Below are 21678 nucleotides of genomic sequence, written 5' to 3'. Positions count from 1 at the left end.
TACTACGGAGTGAGACGAAGCGGCAACCTTACGGCGACGCGATAACGTTGCGCTTGAGATGGCAGCGCAAATCGCCGACCAAATCGACGAACACCAGCCGATCGGTGAAGTGCCACGTGTGCGCCGCCGGGTCGCGCGCGAAGCGGTCATGATAGCGTCCCGCGATGATGACTTGCAGCGGCAACTCGGGTCGCGCCTGCAGCACCGTGTAGTACGACCGCGCGGTCGCCGTCGCGCGCGCCGCATCGACTTCGACGATCAGATTCGTCGTCACGTGCTTGGTACAAGGCGAGCCATCGTAGACCGCGACAGTGTCGCCATACACCGCCAGCACTTCGTCACGACCGCGCCGGACTTCAGGGCGGCGATCGCTGCGGAAGGTCGCACGCGCAAACAAATCCGCGACCCCTTCGAAGTCGCCAGCATCGAGACGCTCGGCGTAGGTGTAGATCAGCGTGCTGAGGTCTTCATGGTCGGTAGCCATGCCGCGCCGCATACACCCTGTCGATGGGCAAGAAAAGGATGGAGGGTCTCAGATGGACTTGTCTCGGGCATCGGTCTCCGCCATACACCAGCGATCGCTGCCGCAAAGGAGATCACCAATGGCCAAACAGATCATCAACCCGACGAACATGGCGAAGCCGACCGGCTACTCATACGCAGTGAAGAAGAGCGGCACCCCGGTGTTCATCGCCGGGCAAGTCGCGCTCGATGGCAGCGGCAAGCTCGTCGGCGAAGGCGACGCCGCCGCGCAGGTGGAGCAGGCATTCCAGAATCTACGAATCGTAGTCGAGGCCTGCGGCGGCTCGATGGACGACATCGTGAAGCTGACAATCTACGTAACCGACGCCGCGTACCGGCCCGCGATCGCCGCCGCACGCCAGCGGCACTTCAAGGAAGGCCAGTACCCGGCGAGCACCTACCTCGTCATCTCGGCGCTCGCCGTGCCGCAGTTGCTAGTCGAGGTCGAAGCGGTGGCGATGATCGAGTAGCGCCACGCGATCCGCCGACGTGGCGCCGAACGTGCGCTGTCGGGGCGATCACAGCGGTCGGGGCAGGAGACTCAGAGGTCGCTTGCTAGCTTCCGACGATCTCATTGAGTCCATCGACGAGCCGGTCCAACTCTTCGGGCGTCACCCGGCCCAATTTCCTACCAAGGCGTTCCACCGAGAGCGTGCGGATTTGACTGATCTTGACCCAAGAACGTTTGGGCAGCCGCACCTTCGTGAGTTCCATCGTGAGCGGAAAGCCAGCGCGCTGCGCTTGGCTTGTCACTGCCATCGCGATGACCGTTCCGGATCGCTCGTTGAAGATGTCGTGACTCACAACCACCACTGGCCGCATCCCCGCCTGTTCGTGACCTCTAGCCGGGCTGAGTTCAGCCCAAACAACATCACCTCTCAGTATTCCGGCCATTCGGCCAGCTCTCCCGACAGCCCTTCGTCTGCGAACGCTTTCTCGACCGCTGGGTCGAGTTTGGCGCACTCCCGGGCGAGGTGCGAGCGATCGAGACGTTCCAGCTTTTCCTTCACGGCCTGTTCGATCGCCTTGCTGCGGTTCGGAAACGCCCGCTGCCGCACAAGACGATCCAGCCGTGTGAGAACACCCTCGTCAAGAGAAACGGCTACCTTTGCCGACGCCATGGACTCACCTCTGGTATGATCGGCTATCATACCGAAGATTCGTGCCGCAAGGAGTGCCGCTGACGTGCGGCGGCGACCGCGGTAGGCGGCGTCGCTGGTCGAGGTCGAAGCGGTGGCGATGATCGAGTAGTCGGTTGCTTGCGCGCGCTCAGCGTGCGCGCAGCCACCGCACGAAGATACCGGCAAGCACCAAGTCACCGCTGGCGGCCAGTACGCCGCGACCCGATGCTTCACCAACAAGCCAGCAGGCGAGAATGATCCCAAACGCTCCCGCCTTGCCGATCGCGGCGAACGCAACCAGCGGCCGATTGAAAGTTGGTTGGCGGGCAAGCCAAGCGTAGGTGCCACCGAAGAGGACGACGAAGAACGCCATGAGCGCACAGTAGAGCGGCGGCACCGACGTGGGTAGACCCGCGAGCTGTCCGAGCACGGACGACGGGAAGGCAAAGAGCAGCGCCCCGCCGAAGTTGTACGCGACGCTCAGCCAGAGGGCGCGCCGCATGAATTCGTCTCGGTCCAAGGTTCCTCTCAACTGCTCACGTTCGCACGGCTAGGCCAATGGCCCCCCGACGTCAAGACCGCCCCGCCCTGTGGCAGCGGCGCGCCTTGCCTTGGCCGCTTTCTTCGGTCATGCCAACGCGAAGAGCTGATGACGCGCGCAAACACCGCAGGCGAGCTCAACAACAGGTCGGATCTCCGCGGACGCTACTGGCTCACGCGCTTCGTCTTCCTGCGGTGGCTCGGATTGATCTACTTCGTCGCGTTCCTCTCGCTCGCGCAGCAGGTGCGGCCGCTGATCGGCGCGCACGGATTGCTGCCGGCCGCGAGCTACCTCGACCGCATCGGTGAGCGCACGGATCGGCTCTCGGCGTTTCTCGCGCTGCCGACGATCTTCTGGGCCGATTGCTCCGACAGCCTGCTCACCACGCTCGCCTACGTCGGAGTCGGCGGGTCCGCTTTAGTGCTGTTGGGTTTCGCCAATGTCCCGCTGCTGGCGCTGCTCTGGTTTCTGTACCTGTCGTTCGTTCACGTCGGTCAGCTCTTCTGGGGCTACGGTTGGGAGATCCTGCTGCTCGAGGTCGGCTTCCTGGCGATCTTTCTTTGTCCGCTCCTCGATCCACGGCCGTTCGCCGACCGACACGCGACGCCGGTCGCATTGATCTGGCTGATCCGCTGGATGCTGTTCCGCCTCATGCTCGGCGCCGGTCTCATCAAGTGGCACGGCGATCCCTGTTGGCACGATCTGACCTGCATGCTGCACCACTACGAGACCCAGCCACTGCCCAATCCGCTGAGCTGGTACTTCCACTTTCTGCCGCCTGCCGTGCATCGCTTCGAAGTCCTCGTCAATCACTTCGTCGAGTTGCTCGTGCCGTGGACGCTGATCGCGCCGCGCCGCATTCGTCAGCTCGGCGGCGGGTTCTTCATCGCATTTCAAGTGCTGCTGATTCTCAGCGGCAACCTGGTCTGGCTCAACTGGCTGACGTTGGCGCTGTGCATCGCCTGCTTCGACGACCAGGCGCTGGCGGCGCTGCTGCCCGCGCGCTGGCGCCGACGCGTGGCGCAGGTCGGACGCGAGCACTCATCGCGTCCGCGGCAGGTCGTGACCTTCGCCTACGTCGCACTGGTCGCGTACCTGAGCATCGGCCCGATCAGCAATCTGATCGGCTCACGTCAGATCATGAACGGCTCGTTCGATCGGCTGCACCTCGTCAACACCTACGGCGCTTTTGGAAGCGTCGGCAAGCAGCGCAACGAGATCATCCTCGAAGGCACCAGCGACGAGTCGCCGAGCGAGTCGAGTCAGTGGCTGCCGTACGAGTTCAAATGCAAACCGGGCGACGTGACCCGCCGGCCGTGCGTAGTCGCGCCCTTTCACTACCGCATCGATTGGCAGATCTGGTTTGCCGCGATGGAAGATCCGCGCGCCAATCCTTGGCTGATCCACTTCATCTATCAACTGCTTCAGGGCGACGCCGACGCGTTGAGCCTGCTGGCGGTCAATCCGTTCCCCGATCGTCCGCCGCGCGTGATCCGCACCGAGCTCTACCAGTACGAATTCACCAAGCCTGGCGATATGTCGGGCGCCTGGTGGCAACGCCGATACGTCGGCAGCTATTTTCCTCCGCTATCGCTCGACAACGCCGCGCTGCGCCGCTTCATCGAGTCTTACGGGTGGCCAACTGACTGATCGGTCAGATGCTCCGGACAAAGGTGGCTCAGTTGTCGTCCACTCCCGGTGGCAGCGTGACGCTCAACACTCCGCTTTGCGTGAAACTTCGAACGACGCGCGGCACGCGCAAGCGCGCGTCGCCTTCGTACAGCGCGCGCAATTCGGTGAAAGCGCCGTCGCCTGCCTGCGTCAGCGCGGCGATCCGATCGAGGTACGTCGCATCGTCCTCGCTGAGATCGCTGTCGACGTTGGACATCATCCCCCACGCATCCCACGGCAACAGCTCGACCCGATTGAGCGCGGCGAGATCGCGCAGCAGGTTGCCGCGGATGAACCACAGGCCGCGCATGTCGAAGATGCCGAAGCGTTGCGGATCGGCCTGTCCCGCGCGACACCGCTGCCACGCCTTGCCGGCAACCAGAAACTGATCGCCGGGAACGTCGAGCGGATCGAACGGGAGCTGCAAGCTCTGGCGCTGCAACGCATCGAGTTGCGCGTCGACCATCACCCAGCGCGCCTGTGTCGGGTTCCAATATTCGGACACCCAGTGGTCGGCGAACTCGCCCGCCAGGAAGTACGCACCGAAGCCGCAGCGCGCACGCGCCGGTACGCCTTGGTGGCGCAGCATCGCACAGAGCAGCGTCGAGAAGTGGCGGCAGTTGCCCACCAACCGCCGATCGACCGGGCGCGCGGTGTTCAACGGACTGGGGTCGAGTTCGCCAATGCGGCCTAGCATCTCGCTCGTCGATCGGAGTTGCACCTCGTGCTGTCGCTCGGGCGGCAGCGTGACGCCGTACCGCTGCGCCCAGTGTACGTGCAGCAAGACGCCTTGCACGACATCACGCAGCGAGGCAACGCCGGCCGGCAGATCGCGAAAACGTTCCGCCAGCGGTCCCGGATCGGTCATCACACCCGGTCGCGTGTAGTACGCCTGTACGTCAGTCATGGGCGAGCACCTACCGCCAACAAGCGTCGCGATGCAAGCAACGCCGCCTCACGATGCGGGCAGGCACGGCTGCAAGTCTTCGTAGTTGCGGAGCGGATAGTCCGCCGCTCGCGGGACGTGCCCGCCCTGACTCGCGAGCTGTCGCGCCGCGTAGGCGCGGAGGACGAGGTAGTCGGGATGCGGCGGCGCATCGACGCCGTTTTGCAACGTCGCCGGCGGCATTGGCGTCTTCGGGCGCTGCGCGGAGGGGAGCTGCCACATGTCCAAGCGCGCGTAGATCCGCTCGGCGCAGTGCGCCAGCTTGGCGCGCACTTGCTCGGCGGTGCCGGTTAGAAAGTTCGGCGGCAGGCGAGCGCTGCCCTGGTGACAGAACGCGCAGTGCGAATAGAACAGCGCCAGCGCGGGCTCGGCGGTCGCGCCGAAATCCGGCGGGCGCGGGACGCCGTCGTTGCCTGTCTCCATCTGAGCGGGGGGCATCCCGGCAGCGTCTTCGCAACACCACGCGCGAGGCGACATGCCGAGTTCAGCTTGCAGCGAGCGCACCACGGTGGCGCGTCGAAACGGCTGTGCCGACAACGCGTCGGAGCTGCCCGCGCGCGCCTGCTGAACCAGCCGCGCCACGGCGGTAGGCACCGTCGCAAAATCCTCGACGATCACCACGGTGGCCTGACCCAAGAAGCTGAACTCGCCAGGAGCGCTGCTCGGCAGAGTGGCCGGCCATTGCAACTCGATCCGCTCGACCGCGTGGCCATCGCTGCGACGCACGTGCAGGCCAGCATCCTCTGATGCGAGGTCGAGCCTGACGATGGATTCATTGCCGCGACGCTCGACAGCCCCAGTGGCCACGCGGACATCGCGGATCTCCTCCGCCTCGGGCATAGTGACGCGCGTCAGCGTGCCGCTCTTCACCGCGTCGTCATCGAAATAGAGCCGGCCGTCGATCTGCACGCGCTCGCCCTCACAGAGCACCTTCATGCGGCCGAGCGCGGAACCCTTGCACGTCGCAGTGAACAGACACGGCGTGGTGTAACGGTGACGGGCGGCACCGTGGGCTTTGCTGGCGAGCGCCTCGTCCAAGGCGCGCACATCGGCGACGGTGAGGAATTCGGTTAGTCCAGTGATCAGACGATCGCTGGCCTCCGCGCTCCATCCCTCCAACGGCGCACGCGGATTGAGCGGGTCGAAGGGCGCAGCCACATTGGCCGCTCGCAACATCTCTGTTCCGACGTCGGCAGCGTCAGCGAGAACGAAGCCCTGCAATGGATTACGATTGGGCAAATCCGGATTCGGAATCTGCAAACCGCCGGGCCAACGCGTGTCAACTTGGTGCGCCACAACCGGAGCGAAGTCCTCGCGGTAGGCACGCGCGCGGCGATCGAATCCGCGGCCGCTACTAAGACGATACTGCAGCGCACCGATCAGTGCTGCGGCACGACACGCGACCGCCGCGTCCTCCGTTTCGCCACAACCTTGCTGCCACAGCCGCTGCACCGCCGCGAAGCGGTCGGCGCGCTCGGCGGCATTCTGAATTGCCAACGGGATGTCGACGCCTTGATCGATCGGCACGGCGTAGAACTCACGCCGCACGCCGTGCAACAGACTCGCTATGGCGGGATTCGCGTTGGTCTCTTGCCACTCGGCGCGCGAGAAGATCGGCGCCTGATTCTGATGACAGGCGGTACACACCGTGCGATTGGCGTAGAACACCTGCGGCGAACCGCCGGGGCGATAGTCCTTCACTACTTGAAACTCGAAACGCGCAGCCGCCTCGTTGTAGCTGATGACTTCCACGACGCTGCCTTTCTCTTGGTAGCCGAGATAGACGCGATCCTTCAGTAACATCCCAGACTGCCCCGGCGGCGCCACTCCCTCACCGTCGACAGCGACGACGACGCGCGGGAAGGCGAAGAATTCGGGCGCCGCCGCTAGCCGTTGCAACGAACGACCAAGCGGAATCAACACGCGCTTGAGGGGCGATGGTCCCCCGGCCGGATGTTCGAAGCGCGCATCGATCGTCGCCAGCAGCGCGTTGAACGGAAACGGGACGTTGTAACGAATCGTGGGTCCGTCCCGCTTGGTGACGAGAAAGTCGAACAGCGAGCGGCCGACGGGCGGCAGGTTGTCGCCCGGTTGCATGGGATCGACTGCCCAGTGCGACGGCTCGGCGGCGCTGGCGGGAGAGCGCAGCCCGAGCAGGGCAACGCCCACCAACACCGTGATGGTCATCCTGAGCGAAGTCGAGGGGCTCAGAATGACAGACACAGCTATTCGCTTCTCACGCACCCTGCGACGGCGCCCTGTTACTTTGCGGTGGCCACTGGCACCTGTGTTCCCATCCAGCAATCCTCGGCGATCGCTTTGTTGTCGTCGAACGCCGGGCCGTCGCGCTTGGCAAGCTCCTCGTTGTAGAGGGTGAAGTTCAGCGCAAACACGCGGCCGAGATAGGCGCGACCAAGGTAGAAGCCCGGGCGTACCATGCGAATTTCATCGCGCACTTGGAAGCCGTTGCGCCCTGCGAGCTTGTCGGGCATTTCGCGATAGCCCTCGACCTCGTCGGTAAACGCGTAATCGATGATGATCGACTCACGTCGGCTATCGAGCAAGCTTTGCCCGCAGTACAGCTTCGCCGGAAACAGCAACCAGGCGTCCTTCCCGTTCACGCTGATCTTCGCAATGTTTTTGAGGTCACCGAGATCGCCGCCAAGCAGGGGGGTGAGCAGTGCGGTGTTCTCGATCCGGTTCCGCAACACGCGTTGATCGCGGTAGAAGACCTTGCCTTGCCACAACGTCTCCGCCAGATGCTGCAGCGCGCCGGCTTTCAGCTCGATCACGGCACCCTTCAGTCCACCGACTTGTTCCGCGATGGTGTCCAAGCCCGTACCCTGCGCGAAGTAGACGCCGCCATCGAACGGTCCATCCGGAATCGGGCCGGCGGTCAACCGCGCGTAGATCTGATCGATCTCCTCCTGGGTGAGGGTCTTGAGATTTTGCGGCGTGAGTTGGTTGCGCTCGGCGCGACTGAGCGGCTGCGTCTGCTCGACCTTGGCGAGATCCATCTTGTCATGGTAGCCCTTGCCGTCGCCGGACGGCGCGAAGCTGACCGCCGGCCGACTGGGTTCGGGATGGCAGCCCATCAACACCGCGCAGACTGCCGCAACTACAAGCAAGTGATAGTGCCCGATTGAATCGACTCGCATGGCTCCCTCCTGTCCGGCTACAGCGTCGCCAGGAACGCGATCAGCGCGTTCTTGTCCGCGTCGGGCAGATCCTCGCCGAAGCGATGGCCGTCGTTCTCCACGCTATCCGTACACGACGAGTACAGCTCCAAGAGCATCGGCAAGCGCGCCGCGACGATGTCGATCATCTTCGTCGGTGCTTTGACGACTTCGAGCGCGATCGCATGGATGTCGTCGGCATAGGTCCTGGCCTTGTCCGGCCCGACGCGTGTCGCCAACCTGGTGCGCAGTGTGTCCTGATTGGTAAGCGCCAGCACCAGATCGATGACGAACTGCTTGTGTTGGAAGTTGCCCATCAACCCGACGTTGGTGCCTTGCGGGATGCGGATGGCCATGCCCTCCGCGTGCTGCGCGCCGAAGATCTTGGGACCGAAATCGACGATGATGTCGGCGTCTAGCTTCATCGTCTTCGGAATGCGCTGCTTCGGATACAACAGCTCATGCATCGAGGCTTTGTAGAGTTTGTAGCGACCCGCGACGCTCGGGTCGTACGGCCAACACGCGGGAGGGTTAGCCAGCAGCTGGCCTTGCGCATCGACATAGGGCGATCGATACAATTCCTCGCTGCCGCAGATTTCGGGTCCGATGCCGTTGTTGTGCATGAACGGCGCATGCGCCCACACGCTCACCAACGAGACGTTGCGATAGTAGCTGCGGCCACCGTCGTCGGGCTCCTTCAGATTCGGGTCGGGCGGCCGCGCATGGTAGGTGTCGGAGGCGTACTGATCCCACACATGGCCCTTCATGTGATTCGAGTGCAGCGCGCGGCAGCGGTTGGTGCCGATCTCGGAGACCAGCAGCGGCTGATCGGTGCTGAGGAAGTCTTTGCGAATGTTGCGGCCATCGAGCGCGACCGTTTCGCGGAAGTCGCGATTGTCGAACGGCTCCGGCTGTGACGAGTGGCAGCGCGCGCAGTTGGCTGCAAACACATGCTTGCCGCGCGACACCGCACCGGCGCCGAACTCGCCGTCGAGCTGCTCGACGAGGTCGCCGGCATCGGGCAGGCCGCGCGCTTCGTAGAGTTCGTTGGCGCGAGTCAAGAGCAGGAAGTTGAGGATGTCTGCCAGCCGGTCTTCAATGGCGCGAAAGTTCGGGCAATCGCGTCGACACTGGCCAATCTCGAACGGCGTCTGACCGAAGTTGCGCTGGGCCGGATCGAGCTGCCGCAGATCGGTGAGGTGATTGAGCCAGCACTGCTCGGAACACGAACCGATGTTGATGTAGACGCGCTGGAGCGCTTCGAGCGGGCCGATGCTGTCCGCACCGTCCTTCAGAATGTGCATGACGGCTTCGGTTTGCGTGCTGCGCAGCCAGCACTTGCCGGTGCGCCCGGGCTCGCACCAACAATCGTCGTTCGCGCCCGCCGGGCACGCCTGCACCTTGCGCCACTTGGTCACCTGTTCCTGAAACGTCGGCCGGCGCGGCAGGTCGAGTAACGCATTCATGGTGCCGGCGTTGTCGATCTGATCGTTGGGCTCGGCGGAGGTGTCGACGGTGCCCGGCCGCGCGTGCGCGAAGACTTGCCATTCGAGCGCGTGCTTGGTCATGCCCGACGCCAGAATTTCGGAGATGTGAAGGTACTGATTCCCGACCGCCGGCAGAATGTTCGCCCACCGCGGATGCGCCGGATCGCTCGGCGGGTGGACCGGATCGAACGCGATGTGACAGGCGCCGCACGCCATGCCGACCAGGAACGGCGGCTCGATCGACCCGTCCGCCATGCGGCTGATGCGTGAGTCGGGGTTGCTCTGATCCGTGCTGAGTTTGCGGTCGAATCCTTCCCAAGTTCCGGGGTGGCCGTTGACCTTCGTCCACGCCGCGGGATTGAAGCGCGGATTGGGAAACTTGCGGAAGCCGAGTGCGCCAGTCGAAGTACCGAACGCGAGGTCGCAGGGATTCTGGCGTTGGTCAGCCGGGCCGTGCGGATCATCTTTCGCGAGCGGCACATCCTTGAAGTCACACGCCGGGTCGCGGTAGCCCGGCTTGCCGACGAACTTGAGGAGATCCTCATCACCGGGACACCAATCGAAGCCGTAGGTTTCGTCGAGGCTCTTGGCCGGACAGTTGGGCGTGCCGGGCACGCAGCAATCCGGGTCGTTGATGAGTCCCCACGTCTTGAAGCGCTGATCGCGCGCGGCGCTGTGCAGCACCAGGAACCAATCGACGAGCACACCGATCCGCTGTTGGAACGTATAGGTGTGAAAGCGTTGATCACCGGCGGTGGCGTAGATCCAGATCCGGCAGCCGGCGCGTTCAGACTCGCTGAGACCCGGCGTGGTATCGCACACGCTGGACTGCGTCGCCGCGAAGCTGGTACGCGCGGCGATGACCAACAACATGATCGCAACCGAAACGATTGAGCGACGTGTCATGCTCCTCTCCTCCCCTGAGGTCCCTCACAGTGTCTTGAGATACTCGATCAACGCATCCTTCTCGTTGGTCGGAAGCTGTGTACCGTACAAGTGCCCCTGATTGCCATTGCCCTTCACCTGGGTATCGAAGCGGACACCGACACGCTCGGCCTCGGCGCCGGTGCTGATGAAGCCAACGTCGACCGGATCGAGCACGTCGTAGCCGCGGTAGAAGACGGTGGGCCGTTGCGCCGGTGGATCGAGCAGCGCACGCAGCGTCGGCACCGAGCCGTTGTGGAGATAGGGCGCGCGCAGCCAGATGGCGTCCATCGGATGGCCGATATAGCCGTTGGTCTTGATCATCGGCGAGCGATCGATGCCGAAACTCTTCACCGTGTTATTGGCGCCGTCGGCCGCCGCCTGCGTCCAGGTGTCGAGGCGATTGCGATCGGTGCCGATCTCGTTGATGTCGATCACCTTGCGCGTGCGCGGGCCGTCTTCGGCGTGGCACTCCGCGCAGTAGCGATCGTACACCGGCTTGCCGCTCGCCACGCGCGTCGGGTCGATCGGCAGTGGATACTTCGGCGGCGGCAACGTGCGCAAGAAGTCTTCCAGCCACTGCATCTGTTTTAGAAACGCATCGTGCGGCGGCGCGCCTAAGCCGAGGGCCGAATCGATGATCACCGAGCGCGCGGAGGTGGTCGCGCCATCCCAGTTCAGCAACTGATCGGGGCGCGCGTGCAGGTTCCAGATCGCGGGAAAATCAGCGGCGCCCACGGTGTCGTCCATCGGCAGGTGCAACATGAAATACTTCGTCAGGTTCATCGGATCGTCGCGACCCGGCGCCCAATCCGGCCAGCCGGGGCGGTTCATCCAGGCGAAACTCTCGCCGCGTTCGATCAGCCGCTTCTTGGTCAGCGGGATGATGACGAAGCGGTACAGCACGCGATCGATCCAGCCCAAGTGGTAGTTCTGCTCGATCTCGGCCAGCAGCGTGTTGGCGCTGAAACGTGGATCGGCGGCGCAGCGAGTGAGGAAGCGCAACAGCGCCTGCGCGTTCGAAGTGTGCGAGGGCCCCCCGGGCACGAAGTGCGGCGTCTCGTCCGGCTGCGTGCGATAGGTCGCGGTGTGGCAGACTGCGCAGTTGTTGCCGACGCGCGGAAATCCGATGATGCGTTTCGGAAAGCCAACCGGGAGTGCGTGACCCTCTTGCCACGGCAGCCCGAGCGCGGCGTAACCGCCGGCACGGGGTAAGTACTCTGGGAACACGCGCGGCAACACCACGAAGATCCAGTACGGAATGCCTTGATCGTTCTCCGCTCCCAGCGAGCCATACATGAAACGCTCGGCGTCGCTGCGGAACGCGTACTTCACCGGCACTTCGCGCAGTAACTTGTACCAGCCGACGTATGCCAACCCGGCGACACCAACGCCGAGCACCGCGAAGATCACCATCGCTACACGCCACCGCGATCGAGTCGGTTTGTCCATCACGTCGCTCCGTGTTCAAAACGTCTTCAAGTATTCGACCAGCGCGTCCTTGTCGGCAGCGCGCAGTTCCGTACCGAAGGCCGCACCTTCGTGCCCAAAGTTGCCATTGCCTGGTTCGCCGGTATCGAACGGGAAGTAGCGATGACCGTTCTCCGCTCCGACATCGGAACGGAAGCCGACGCGGTGAGCATCGTAGACATCGTCACCGCGATAGAAGAACTCTGGCCGCTTCGCGCTCGGTTCCAACAAATCGCGCAGCGTCGGCACCGAACCGTTGTGCAGATACGGGCCGCGCAGCCACACGCCATCGAGCGGCGTGTTGGCGTAGCCGAACGTCTTGCGGAAATGCCGGAAGCGCTCGGCGCCGTAGCCGGCGTAGAGTTGGCTCTGATTCAGCGCCAGCTCGTAGGTGTACGAGTTGAGTCGCCACGGATCGGTTTTGATCGCGGCGATCGGCTCAACAGTGCCGACTTTGCCGTCGCCCGGTCGGAAGTGAGTGCCGTCGGTGGCGTGACAGCCCGCGCAATATTCGCGATAGAGCAGCTGCCCGCGCGCCGCGAGCCCTTGGTTGATGGGATACGGATACGCCGGCGGCTTGGCGTCGAGCAAGTAGCGTTCGACGCGGGCGAGGCTGGCGCGATCGAGCGTCGGCGGGAACGCACCGGTTCCGAATGCGGCGCTGCGGTCGCGCTCGTCGACGATGCTGTTGTTGCCGTCCCAGTGAAGCCGCATGCCTTCGCGCGGGCGTTGATTCCAGACCGACGGAAAGTCGTTGTTGCCGATGAGTTCTTGCGGCGGCGCGTTGTCCATGCGGAAGTTGAGCAGCGCCTTCGGTTGATTGAAAGTGTCGACGCGCCCCGGGCCCCACCACGGCGGATGGTTGGTGAACTGCAAGCGGCTGCGCAACATCAGCAAGCGTTCGCGCACGAGATACACGGCGAGCGGATAGACGACGTAGCGGTCGAGCAGCCCAAGGCGTGCCCCGAGCTGATCGATGGTGAGCATGAAACGTTCGGAGTTGAACTTCGCGTCGAGCGCGATCGTGAAGAGAAAATCTCGGAAGGCGCCAAGATCGAACGTGTTCGCCGGCATTCCCGCGATCACGCGCGGTGGGCTGGCCGGCGTGTCGCGAACGCGCCCGGTGTGACATGCAGCGCAGTTGAGATACACGCGGTCGATCCCCCGATAGTGTCGTTTCGAGATCCCCACCGGCAGACTCTTGTCCGGCAAGTCGTTGCGGTCCTCAAAGATGAACCCCAACGACGCGTAGCCACCGCTTGGATCGGGGAGATACTCGGGAAACAATTCTGGAATCGCGCGCCAGATCCAATACGGCAACCCGGACGCGCGCTCACCGCCGGTGGAGCCGTACTTGAAGTGATCTTCCTCGCCGGCGTAGTCGACCGCCACATCGCGCAGAAACATCCAGGCGCCGTAAGCGGTCGCAAGCGCGAACACGGCCGCCGCGGCGAGCAGCCCAGCTCGGCAACGGGGTCCTGACTTCGTTGTCATGAGAGACCCGGCATCACGTCGGGCACGAGTGGCCGACGAACCAACCACAGCTCGCTCGTCGCGTAACGCCGGCTTTGCCTATGTATATGTAATGGAGCGATCTTCCGAATCGTCATTCCGGCGAACGCCGGAATCCAGGCTCGATCACTCGCCCCCGCATGGATGCCGGCTTTCGCCGGCATGACGGAACCACTGCCGGGACTTCCTGGAAAGAGGCCGTCTCGCGCGAGCGACAGCGGTTCGGGATCGAGTTTCATTGTTCGAGAGTCGCGATCGGTTCGCACCATAAGCGACTTGCCTCCCGTGTCATTGCGATCGTCGAGCGCTCGCCTTCTACTTCGGCCGCCCCGGTCACCGCAAGAGAAGATTCGCCGTGGTCTTAGGCCCAGAGCACGTATGGCATCCGCGATCTCGCCGATACACCCCTCGCGCTTGTCTCGGCCGCTGTTCGCCTGCCGCGAGGAGGGCGTTGACAACTGCCGCTTGTCACCTTCATGATGGTCCGTGATTCAAGGCTTCAGACATAGGGGCCTCAAGCGGCTGTTCGAGAACGGGGAGACCAAAGGCATCCGCCCGGATCACCTCGAGAAGGTAGAAAACATCCTGGCTGTTCTGGATCGCTCCCGTCAGCCTGAAGACATGAACCTGCCCGGCTTCCGACTCCACCCTCTGAAGGGAGATCTCAAGGGCTTTTGGAGTGTGACTGTCCGAGCGAACTGGCGCGTCATCTTCCGATTTCGGGAAGGCGACGCTTACGATGTTGACCTGGTCGACTACCACTAGGAAGGAAAACGGCCATGCCCATGAAGAACCCACCGCACCCCGGCCGGATTGTCCGGCAAGAGTGCATTGAACCGCTGGGCCTCAGCATCACTGAGGCGGCCGAGCGACTCGGCGTGAAGCGTCAGACCCTCAACAATCTCGTCAACGGCAAGGCCGGGATTTCTCCGGAGATGTCGATACGCCTATCCAAGGCCTTCGGCAGCCGCCCAGAGGTCTGGCTCGGCCTTCAGATGCAGTACGACCTCGCCCGAGCAGAGAAGACCGCTCACCGCATCAAGGTCCGCCGGATCACAGCCCCGCCAGCCGGCGCAGAGCGCGCGCTGGCGACGCACCACTGACCTCGTGTGATGATGAAATCATCATGCAAACGGATCACACCGACACCTGCCGCTGAGGGATCGCGGAAGCGCGGTCACCTCGGTGCCCGAACTGCAGCGGCGTCATCTCGACGATTCGATACAGGGCCTCGAACTCCCTGCGGAACTGGCCAAGGGGACACAGCGAAGGGGCGTGGGTCGTGACGTCGCCAGCGCGCCGCTGTGGTTGATAATTTAGACCCCTCAACTCACGGCGATGGCTTACAGACCAGGGTCAGCGTATCGCTGTCGCTCTTCGTGTCCGAGCGCGTGGCCTTGAGGCTGAGCGTCTCGTAGCCGGCGGAAAAGCCCGTCGTCGTTTGCCGCAGCGGTACGGTGATCGACGCGTAGGCGGTGCAGGCATTGGTCGTCGTGAGCGACGGCTGAAAGGCCACGAAGCGGCCTGTGCACACGCCTTTGCCGCTCCCGGGGGTGGAGTCGCAGTCGCTGTTCGCGGTGCAGAATTCGCCGTGGTGCGGCCCGGAGTTCGAGCACGCGCCGCGCACCACGCCACCGATTCCAGTCAGTGCGGCCTCCAAGGCGTCGCGGTTGCCTTGGTCGATGGCATCCTTCGGCTTGACCTCTTTCGGTCGCTGCAGTTGCACGCGCGTGACGTCGGTCGGCGTGCAATTGAAGCGCTGTTCAGCGGCATTGAAGCAGAGTGCGACCTGAAAGGTGCACGCCTTGTCGCCGGTCGCTGTGCCAAAGTCGCAGCCGGGGACGTCGTCGGTGCACTGTAACTGGTTCTTGGGAATACTCTTGCGGTCCCGCGCCGGAACGGGATTCGCCAACCACTCCTGCGTGCAATCCGTACGGGCAACGCCGCCGCCGGGAATCAGCTCGCTCTGGCAGGTCGTTGAGCAACCATCGCCGCTCACAGTGTTCCCGTCATCGCATTGCTCGCAGCCGGGGGCACGTGCCCCGTCACCACAGACTGCAGCGCTACTGACGCTACAATCACTTGACACGAACACGTCTACATGACCGTGTGTGTCACCGGCAACGAGGCTGACATACGACTCGAAGGCCACGTAACGACCGTCGGCACTGATTGAAGCGGCGTTGCCGTAGCTGTTCCGCTACGCACCGGTGCTGTTGACGCTCACCGACGTGGTGGCTCCGGTCATTCGGTCGTGGACGAACACTTCTTCGGAACTGTTTGTGTCACCAGCAACCAGGTTGCTCGCTTCTGACCCAAAGGCCACGTAGCGGCCGTCGGCACTGATTGAAGCGGCATAGCTGACGCCGTTGCCCTGCACACCGGTGCCGTCGACGCTCACTAACTCGGTGGCGCCGGTCATTCGGTCGTGGACGAACACGTCTCCATTCGCGTTTGTGTCACCGGCAACGAGCCTTGCATCCGACGCGAAGGCTACGTAGCGGCCGTCGGCACTGATTGAAGCGGCATAGGCGGTGCCGCTCCCCGCCGCACCGGTGCTGTCGACGCTCCCTAATTCGGTGGCACCCGTCATTCGGTCGTGGACGAACACTGCTACGTAACCATGTGTGTCACCGGTAACCAGGTTGCTGGCCCCCGACCCGAAGGCCACGTAGCGGCCGTCGGCACTGATTGAAGCGGTATAAGTGCGGCCGTTGCTCTGCGCACCGGTGCTGTCGACGCTCACTCGCTCGGTGGCGCCGGTCATTCGATCGTGGACGAATGCGTCTGCAAAGCCGTTTGTGTCACCGGCAACGAGGTTGCTGGCATCCGACACTAAGGCCACGTAATGGCCGTCGGCACTGATTGAAGCGGCATAGCCACCGCTGTTCCCCTGCGCACCGATGCTGTCGACACTCACCCGCTCGGTGGCGCCGGTCACTCGGTCGTGGACGAACGCGTCTGCAAAACCGTTTGTGTCACCGGCAACCAGGTTACTGGCATTCGACGTGAAGGCCACGTAGCGGCCGTCGGCACTGATTGAAGGGCTACCGCTGGAGCTGTTCCCCTGTGCGCCGGTGCTGTCGACGCTCACCCGCTCAGTGGTGCCAGTCACTCGGTCGTGGACGAACACGTCGAGAGAACCGTTTGTGTCACCAGCGACGAGGTTGCTGGCACCCGAATTGAAAGCCACGTAGCGGCCGTCGGCACTGATTGAGGCGGTATCGCTATCGCTGTTCCCCTGCGCACCGGCGCTGTCGACGCTCACCCGCTCGAGGTTGAAGGCGCGCGCCGGGTGCCCTGCCGCCAATACCAGGAGGCAGAGTACCAACTTGACCGCGCCCCCCGAGCGCGGCCACACTCTCCGCCAGCTAGCCGCACGCCCGCGAAGCGCCGTGGTAGGTGGCGGGACCATTCCTCTGCGTGCGTGTGAAGCCTTCGACTCAGTCATCGCCGCCTCCTCTCATTCCGGACAACGATCATCGTGTTCTGTTCAGTCCGTTTCGACCATTGAATCGGATCCGTAAATCATTCGGCTTGATATGTAGCGCGCGGCCTTGTCGGCCGTCAAGATGAAACTACGGGTGTGAGCTACGGATGAAGCGCCAACGTCGTTGTGCGGCAATTCAAGGCTACACACCCGCACCCCATCGAGACTCACGACGCGCGGGGCACCAAGTAGGGCAGGGTTCCGGAAAGCGGCCGGTTGTTGTACTCGCGGTAGCCCTCCAAGACCGCGTTCGCACGCTCATCCGGTCCGTCCGACTCTTCTGCCGGCGGGGCGGACAGAACCACCGAGCAGTTAACCCCGACATTTTCCCTGAGCATCGACACGCGGGGGTGCCAGCATTGAGTCGCGCAGTGCGCGCGTGGTAGTCGCTGCACGAGCATGCTGGGTATCGGCTTCGAGGGTCTCAGAGCCACAACGTCGTCGGGCTCGCCGTGCGCCGCCGCTGTCGCTGCGGGGCGTGCGGATGCGGAGCGTTAGTATGCGCCGGCTGCGCGGGCACTGGTTGCGCCTGACGGATACGCACACCGACGCCCTGCTGCTGATCCTGATCATCGTCGCATTTGTTCCGTTGGTGTTTCTGCGCAATGGCAACGAGCTGTTGCGCGGCACTGACTACGAACAGATGATCGGGTTCAGCCGCCGCTTTCTGTGGCGGACGATCACGCATGAACACACGCTGCCGTTGTGGGCACCGTGGAGTTTCTCCGGCCGGCCGTTTCAAGCCGACCCGTCGTCACAGGTGTTCTATCCGATCGAGTGGTTCCTATTGCCGCTGCTCGAAGGGCTGGGGTTGGTTGTCAGCACCATCATCCATCTTGCCATCGCCGGTACCGGGGTGTTGGTGTTGGGGCGCGCGTTGCGGATGCGACGTTCGGGAGCGATGTTCGCCGCCATCGCGTTCGCGTGCTCGGGCTACTTCGTTGCGCGCGCCTTCGTCGGACACAGCATGTTCGTGCAATCGGCGCCGTATCTACCGTGGGTGCTCGCCGGCATCGAGGTGGGCACTCGCGACGGGAGCTGGCGACCGTATCGGCGCGCCGGCGTCGCCTTCGCCCTGCAGATTCTGACCGGTTGCATTCCGGTGGCGTGGATGACCGGCTTGGCCGCCCTGCTCTATCAGGTCCTGCGCATGCCGTTACGCCGCGAAGTCACACCCTGGTGGCTTGCCGCGCGCGGCCTGTTGATAGTGTTCGGTGTCGGCGTGGGTCTATCGGCCGTCCAGTTGCTGCCAACCGCCGAACTCGCCCGACTCAGCATTCGGGCCGCGGCCGGTCCGGAGTACGCGGCAGAAGTGGGATTTCCGCCGAGTCACTTTTTGCTGTGGCTGTTTCCCAGTCTTCCGCTCAGCGGCTTCGGCTTTCGCTGGGAGACGAATTCGTACGCCGCCGTGCTCACGATCCTCGCCGCGCTCTGCGCATTGCCGCAGTGGCGCGACCCGCGCGTGCGCGCCTTCGGCGGACTGTTCGCGCTCGGCACCGGCCTCATGCTGGCCGACGCGACGCCGTTGTTTTGGCTTTGGTACTACGCGGTGCCAGGCTACGCTTCACTGCGCGTCCACGCGCGTGAGGCCCTGATGTGCTGCTTGGCGCTGTGCATCCTTGGCGGTCTCGGCTTCGATCGGCTGCAACACCGGGAGGTTGGACGTTGGGTGGTCGTGCTCGGCGGTGCCCTCGCGATCGCCGGCCTGATAGCCGGCATCCCCTGGTGGCAGGCGGCGCTGTTGGTTCTCAGTCCGCTGGTGCTACACGGGTTGCGTCGACGTCCCGCGTGGCTGGTGCCTGGTGCTCTCCTGCTGCTGCTTGTCGATCTCACCGCCAATGCGCTGCACTTTCCGACCCTGTTTCAGTTTCTGCCGGGCAAGCCCGAACGCGAAGCCGCGCTGCTGCAGCAACTCACCGCCGACGTCGATCTCTATCGCGTATGGCTGCCACCGGGGGTGATTCACCGCAACGCCGGATATGCGATCGAGCGCTCGACCGTCGACGGCATTGCGCCACTGGTCCTACGCGACTACGCCGATCTCATCTCGGCGCTCACCGCTACGCCGTGGTATTCGGTGTCGCCCAACTCCATTCCGGACGCCGCGTTCACCTCGCGCCCGACTCCATTTGTGCTATCGCTCCTCAACGTCCGCTACACCATGACTCGCGACCCCACCGGCTGGCGGTGGGAGTTCCTCAGCGATCCGAACGCGTCGGGTCCGGTGATGCAACCCGGAGATTGGCAAGTACTACCCGATCGCGACGCCGTCATTGCCGCGCTGCGCAGCGGCGACTTCGATTCCCGTCAGCGCGTTCTGTTCGAGGAGGCGCCGTTCGAACAGCCGCCGCGCGCGTCCAGCAGTATTGGCTCGGCGCGCGTGACTCATTACGGCGCCAATTCGATCAGTGTCGACATCGACCAGACCCGCGACGGATTCGTGGTGCTAAGCGAGATCTTCTACCCCGGGTGGCAGGCCGAATTGGACGGACGACCGACTCGCATCTATCGCGCCGATGGCGTACTGCGCGCGGTCTTCGCTCCGGCGGGACGGCACGAATTGCGATGCGTATTTCGCCCGGTGCCGCTGCAGATCGGCGCCGCCATCACGCTGGTGGCATTGCTGGCTCTGGCCGGCTCGTACCGTTGGCGCGAGATCAAGCAATGAGTTGTCGTGTGCGGCCACAGCGCCTATAACCAACCCGCATCTCCTGAGGAGGAGCAATGACCACGGACGACAAGTTGCGACTAGCGGTGAGCGTGGCGCGCGCGGCCGCGCACTCGGGCGAGTATCGCCGACTCGACAAATTGATCGAGATCGTGTTTCGCAAGCTCAACGAACTGGTGCCGGGCGACCACGAAAGCGCCGCCCACGAAGCGGAGAAGGAATTCAAGTTGTGAGAGGGTCACACTGGCTGCGGAGTGCGGCGACGGTGTTGGTGATGCTCACCAGCGCTGGCGCGGCCACAGACCTCGCGACGGCCAACGCGGACGGCGTCAGCGGCATCGTGTGTTCCACTCGCGTCGAGGGCAGCACCGTACGGTTGCTGTTCGATGACGATCCGCAGAGCGTGCAAGTCGTCTTGATCCTCGGCTGGTTGGATCACTTCCCGCCCGCACCCGAACAGTATTACGTCGGCAAGTCGCTGACGGTGCGCGGGTCAGTACGAAAGTTCCGCGAGGTGTCCGAGATCGCCGTGCGCGATCCAGCCGACATCACGGTTCACGGTCTGCCCGCTGATGCGCCCCAGGCCGCGGACCGCGAGAGTGAGATCGAGCGACTGCACGATCAAGTCCGCAGCTTGCAACGGCGGGTGCAGGAACTCGAACAACACGAGCCGGCACCATGAAGGAAGAGACCCGACAAATCCTCGTGACCTTCGGGCTCGGCATTCCAATTGCCGCGCTGCTCACGTATATCCACTTCCGCATCCTGCGGTATCTCAACAAGCGCAAACAGCGCGAGCGCGAGTGAACGCGCAGATCCCGCGCAGATCCATTGATTGATTCATTCGTTTGGGAAGGAACCCTATGGCAGCAGCATCGACAAAGCGAAAAACGCCCGTGGCCAAGAAGGTTGCCGCCAAGAAGCCGGCAACCAAAGTGCGCGCACGACGGGTGACGGCGAAGCCCGCGGCGCGCGCGGCCGTAAAACCGAAACGCGCAGCGGCCACGACGAAGCCGGGCCGCGCGAAGGCAACGACAAAGCGGTCGCTGCCAGCAGCCGGTGGAGCGCGGCGCGCGATCTTCATCGACGTCGAGAACACCAGCAGCGAGGTCGATCTCATGCGGGTCATCGATGCGCTCGCCGTCGACCGCACCGTGCAGCCGACCGAAGTCACGGCGGTCGGCAACTGGAAGTCGGTGGCGCAAGGGTTGGCTCGGCGGCTGGCCGCGCTCGGCGCGCAACTCGTCCACAGCGCGCCGGCGACTGGCGTGCGCGATTGGAGCGATCTGTGGATCGCCGTCGCCGCCGGCTGTTGGCTCGGCCAATCGTCGCCGGGCGATCGCTTGGAGATCATTTCAGCCGACCGCGCCTTCGATGCGGTTGGCGACCTCGCCGCGGTGCGCGGCGTGACCTTCCAGCGGCTCTCCTACAAGACGGTCGCGGCATCAACAACCGCGTCGTCCACCTCAAGTAGTGAACCGCGCCGGCACAGTCGCCGCGGCGGCCGCGGCCGGCGCCGGCCCAGCACGGCGGCACATACGACGCATGCGCCACAGTCGCAGTCGGCTTCGCATCCTGTTGCGCATCCCGCCGTTCATCCCGCGCCACATCGACCGCGCCTCACCGAGTCCTCAATTCCAACCGCGCAGCTCCAAGAAGAAGGGCGTTCCGCCTCGCACGAACAGATCGCCGCCGTGATCGGACGGTTGGCGGGCGGTGATCCCCATCGCTGGGTCAATCTCGACGTGCTCGCCAATGCACTGAAGAGCGAAGGCTTCACCCGACCGCCGGGTTCGCCGCGACTGGTCACCCGGTTGCGTAAGTTGAAGGACATCGAACTCAGCCCCAACGGGATGGTGCGCGTCGGTAGCAGCGCGCAAACAGCGGCGGAGAGTGACATTGCTGTTGTAGCTGTCGCACCCGAACCTGGCGCAGCCGAATCCGGCGCAGCCGAATCCGACGCGCCAGAAGCCGATCCGCCCACCACAGCCATGGCCGCGCCGCGGCGGCGATCACGCCGGCGCGGTGGGCGCGGCCGGCGGCGTCCCAACCAGTCCGGTACTGGTGCCACGCTCGATGGCAACGTGGTACCGCCACCGCCCGATGAGGACAACGACGCCAACGGCAACCGCGTCTAAATTTTTCTCGTC

Annotated in this window: 20 protein-coding genes; 8 read left to right on the top strand and 12 right to left on the bottom strand. The window is 64.0% G+C overall.

Annotated elements, in window-relative coordinates; genetic code table 11:
• Positions 1-28: 28 nt before the first annotated feature.
• Positions 29-484: a nuclear transport factor 2 family protein gene (locus tag HYR72_13350; protein MBI1815959.1), complete on the bottom strand. Its 456-nt coding sequence runs from the start codon at positions 482-484 to the stop codon at positions 29-31.
• A gap of 118 nt (positions 485-602) precedes the next feature.
• Here HYR72_13350 and HYR72_13345 point away from each other — a divergent pair, with 118 nt between their 5' ends.
• Entirely contained in the window at positions 603-992 is a 390-nt protein-coding gene (locus HYR72_13345; GenBank protein MBI1815958.1) for a RidA family protein, read from the top strand.
• Between the two features lie 85 nt (positions 993-1077).
• Here the strand turns inward: HYR72_13345 and HYR72_13340 are convergent, their stop codons facing one another.
• From HYR72_13340 to HYR72_13330, 3 genes are all read right to left on the bottom strand, one after another.
• Entirely contained in the window at positions 1078-1416 is a 339-nt protein-coding gene (locus HYR72_13340; GenBank protein ID MBI1815957.1) for a type II toxin-antitoxin system PemK/MazF family toxin, read from the bottom strand.
• Positions 1401-1643, bottom strand: coding sequence for a ribbon-helix-helix protein, CopG family (locus HYR72_13335; GenBank protein ID MBI1815956.1), 243 nt, complete (start codon positions 1641-1643; stop codon positions 1401-1403). Before HYR72_13335 ends, HYR72_13340 begins: the two co-directional genes overlap by 16 nt.
• Before the next feature lie 148 nt (positions 1644-1791).
• A complete protein-coding gene (locus HYR72_13330) occupies positions 1792-2145 on the bottom strand; it encodes a hypothetical protein (GenBank protein MBI1815955.1) in 354 nt (117 codons plus the stop codon).
• Between the two features lie 147 nt (positions 2146-2292).
• On the opposite strand from HYR72_13330, the gene HYR72_13325 reads away from it, so the two are divergent.
• Positions 2293-3834, top strand: coding sequence for a lipase maturation factor family protein (locus tag HYR72_13325; protein ID MBI1815954.1), 1542 nt, complete (start codon positions 2293-2295; stop codon positions 3832-3834).
• Positions 3835-3862: 28 nt separating this feature from the next.
• On the opposite strand, the gene HYR72_13320 is transcribed toward HYR72_13325, so the two are convergent.
• From HYR72_13320 to HYR72_13295, 6 genes are read right to left on the bottom strand one after another with little or no spacing between them, the layout of a single operon-like run.
• Entirely contained in the window at positions 3863-4762 is a 900-nt protein-coding gene (locus tag HYR72_13320) for a transglutaminase domain-containing protein (GenBank protein MBI1815953.1), read from the bottom strand.
• A gap of 48 nt (positions 4763-4810) precedes the next feature.
• Positions 4811-7024, bottom strand: a complete 2214-nt coding sequence (locus HYR72_13315) for a hypothetical protein (protein ID MBI1815952.1) — start codon at positions 7022-7024, stop codon at positions 4811-4813.
• A gap of 38 nt (positions 7025-7062) precedes the next feature.
• Entirely contained in the window at positions 7063-7959 is an 897-nt protein-coding gene (locus HYR72_13310) for a hypothetical protein (GenBank protein ID MBI1815951.1), read from the bottom strand.
• A 17-nt stretch (positions 7960-7976) separates the two neighbouring features.
• Positions 7977-10370 (bottom strand): cytochrome c, encoded by a 2394-nt coding sequence (locus HYR72_13305; GenBank protein MBI1815950.1) that lies wholly within the window; start codon positions 10368-10370, stop codon positions 7977-7979.
• Positions 10371-10394: 24 nt separating this feature from the next.
• Entirely contained in the window at positions 10395-11840 is a 1446-nt protein-coding gene (locus HYR72_13300) for a hypothetical protein (GenBank protein MBI1815949.1), read from the bottom strand.
• A 15-nt stretch (positions 11841-11855) separates the two neighbouring features.
• Entirely contained in the window at positions 11856-13352 is a 1497-nt protein-coding gene (locus HYR72_13295) for a cytochrome c (GenBank protein ID MBI1815948.1), read from the bottom strand.
• Between the two features lie 504 nt (positions 13353-13856).
• On the opposite strand from HYR72_13295, the gene HYR72_13290 reads away from it, so the two are divergent.
• Positions 13857-14135 carry a type II toxin-antitoxin system RelE/ParE family toxin gene (locus tag HYR72_13290; GenBank protein MBI1815947.1) on the top strand — a complete coding sequence of 93 codons (279 nt, stop codon included), beginning with the start codon at positions 13857-13859 and terminating at the stop codon, positions 14133-14135.
• Positions 14136-14149: 14 nt separating this feature from the next.
• On the top strand, positions 14150-14473 hold the full coding sequence (locus tag HYR72_13285) for a HigA family addiction module antidote protein (protein ID MBI1815946.1): 324 nt from the start codon (positions 14150-14152) through the stop codon (positions 14471-14473).
• A gap of 227 nt (positions 14474-14700) precedes the next feature.
• Here the strand turns inward: HYR72_13285 and HYR72_13280 are convergent, their stop codons facing one another.
• Entirely contained in the window at positions 14701-15543 is an 843-nt protein-coding gene (locus HYR72_13280; GenBank protein MBI1815945.1) for a DUF4215 domain-containing protein, read from the bottom strand.
• A gap of 27 nt (positions 15544-15570) precedes the next feature.
• On the bottom strand, positions 15571-16731 hold the full coding sequence (locus HYR72_13275) for a PD40 domain-containing protein (GenBank protein ID MBI1815944.1): 1161 nt from the start codon (positions 16729-16731) through the stop codon (positions 15571-15573).
• 628 nt (positions 16732-17359) lie between these two features.
• Between HYR72_13275 and HYR72_13270 the strand changes: the two genes are divergently transcribed.
• The 4 genes from HYR72_13270 (at position 17360) to HYR72_13255 (ending at position 21666) form a co-directional block, all read left to right on the top strand.
• A complete protein-coding gene (locus HYR72_13270) occupies positions 17360-19528 on the top strand; it encodes a hypothetical protein (GenBank protein MBI1815943.1) in 2169 nt (722 codons plus the stop codon).
• A 56-nt stretch (positions 19529-19584) separates the two neighbouring features.
• Positions 19585-19761, top strand: a complete 177-nt coding sequence (locus HYR72_13265) for a hypothetical protein (protein ID MBI1815942.1) — start codon at positions 19585-19587, stop codon at positions 19759-19761.
• Positions 19758-20210, top strand: coding sequence for a hypothetical protein (locus tag HYR72_13260; protein MBI1815941.1), 453 nt, complete (start codon positions 19758-19760; stop codon positions 20208-20210). Before HYR72_13265 ends, HYR72_13260 begins: the two co-directional genes overlap by 4 nt.
• Positions 20211-20424: 214 nt before the next feature.
• The gene (locus HYR72_13255; protein MBI1815940.1) at positions 20425-21666 is read left to right on the top strand and encodes an NYN domain-containing protein; all 1242 of its coding nucleotides are present in this window, start codon (positions 20425-20427) and stop codon (positions 21664-21666) included.
• Positions 21667-21678: the final 12 nt, after the last annotated feature.

Source organism: Deltaproteobacteria bacterium, assembly GCA_016178705.1.
GTDB lineage: Bacteria > Desulfobacterota > Binatia > HRBIN30 > JACQVA1 > JACOST01.
The sequence above is the reverse complement of the archived record's forward strand: the minus strand, read 5'-3'. Positions and strand labels throughout refer to the sequence as shown.

Coding starts and splice junctions, on each gene's coding strand:
- HYR72_13350 (MBI1815959.1), bottom strand. CDS start 484: ATGGCTACCGACCATGAAGACCTCAGCACGCTGATCTACACCTACGCC.
- HYR72_13345 (MBI1815958.1), top strand. CDS start 603: ATGGCCAAACAGATCATCAACCCGACGAACATGGCGAAGCCGACCGGC.
- HYR72_13340 (MBI1815957.1), bottom strand. CDS start 1,416: ATGGCCGGAATACTGAGAGGTGATGTTGTTTGGGCTGAACTCAGCCCG.
- HYR72_13335 (MBI1815956.1), bottom strand. CDS start 1,643: ATGGCGTCGGCAAAGGTAGCCGTTTCTCTTGACGAGGGTGTTCTCACA.
- HYR72_13330 (MBI1815955.1), bottom strand. CDS start 2,145: ATGCGGCGCGCCCTCTGGCTGAGCGTCGCGTACAACTTCGGCGGGGCG.
- HYR72_13325 (MBI1815954.1), top strand. CDS start 2,293: ATGACGCGCGCAAACACCGCAGGCGAGCTCAACAACAGGTCGGATCTC.
- HYR72_13320 (MBI1815953.1), bottom strand. CDS start 4,762: ATGACTGACGTACAGGCGTACTACACGCGACCGGGTGTGATGACCGAT.
- HYR72_13310 (MBI1815951.1), bottom strand. CDS start 7,959: ATGCGAGTCGATTCAATCGGGCACTATCACTTGCTTGTAGTTGCGGCA.
- HYR72_13305 (MBI1815950.1), bottom strand. CDS start 10,370: ATGACACGTCGCTCAATCGTTTCGGTTGCGATCATGTTGTTGGTCATC.
- HYR72_13300 (MBI1815949.1), bottom strand. CDS start 11,840: ATGGACAAACCGACTCGATCGCGGTGGCGTGTAGCGATGGTGATCTTC.
- HYR72_13295 (MBI1815948.1), bottom strand. CDS start 13,352: ATGACAACGAAGTCAGGACCCCGTTGCCGAGCTGGGCTGCTCGCCGCG.
- HYR72_13285 (MBI1815946.1), top strand. CDS start 14,150: ATGCCCATGAAGAACCCACCGCACCCCGGCCGGATTGTCCGGCAAGAG.
- HYR72_13270 (MBI1815943.1), top strand. CDS start 17,360: ATGCGCCGGCTGCGCGGGCACTGGTTGCGCCTGACGGATACGCACACC.
- HYR72_13265 (MBI1815942.1), top strand. CDS start 19,585: ATGACCACGGACGACAAGTTGCGACTAGCGGTGAGCGTGGCGCGCGCG.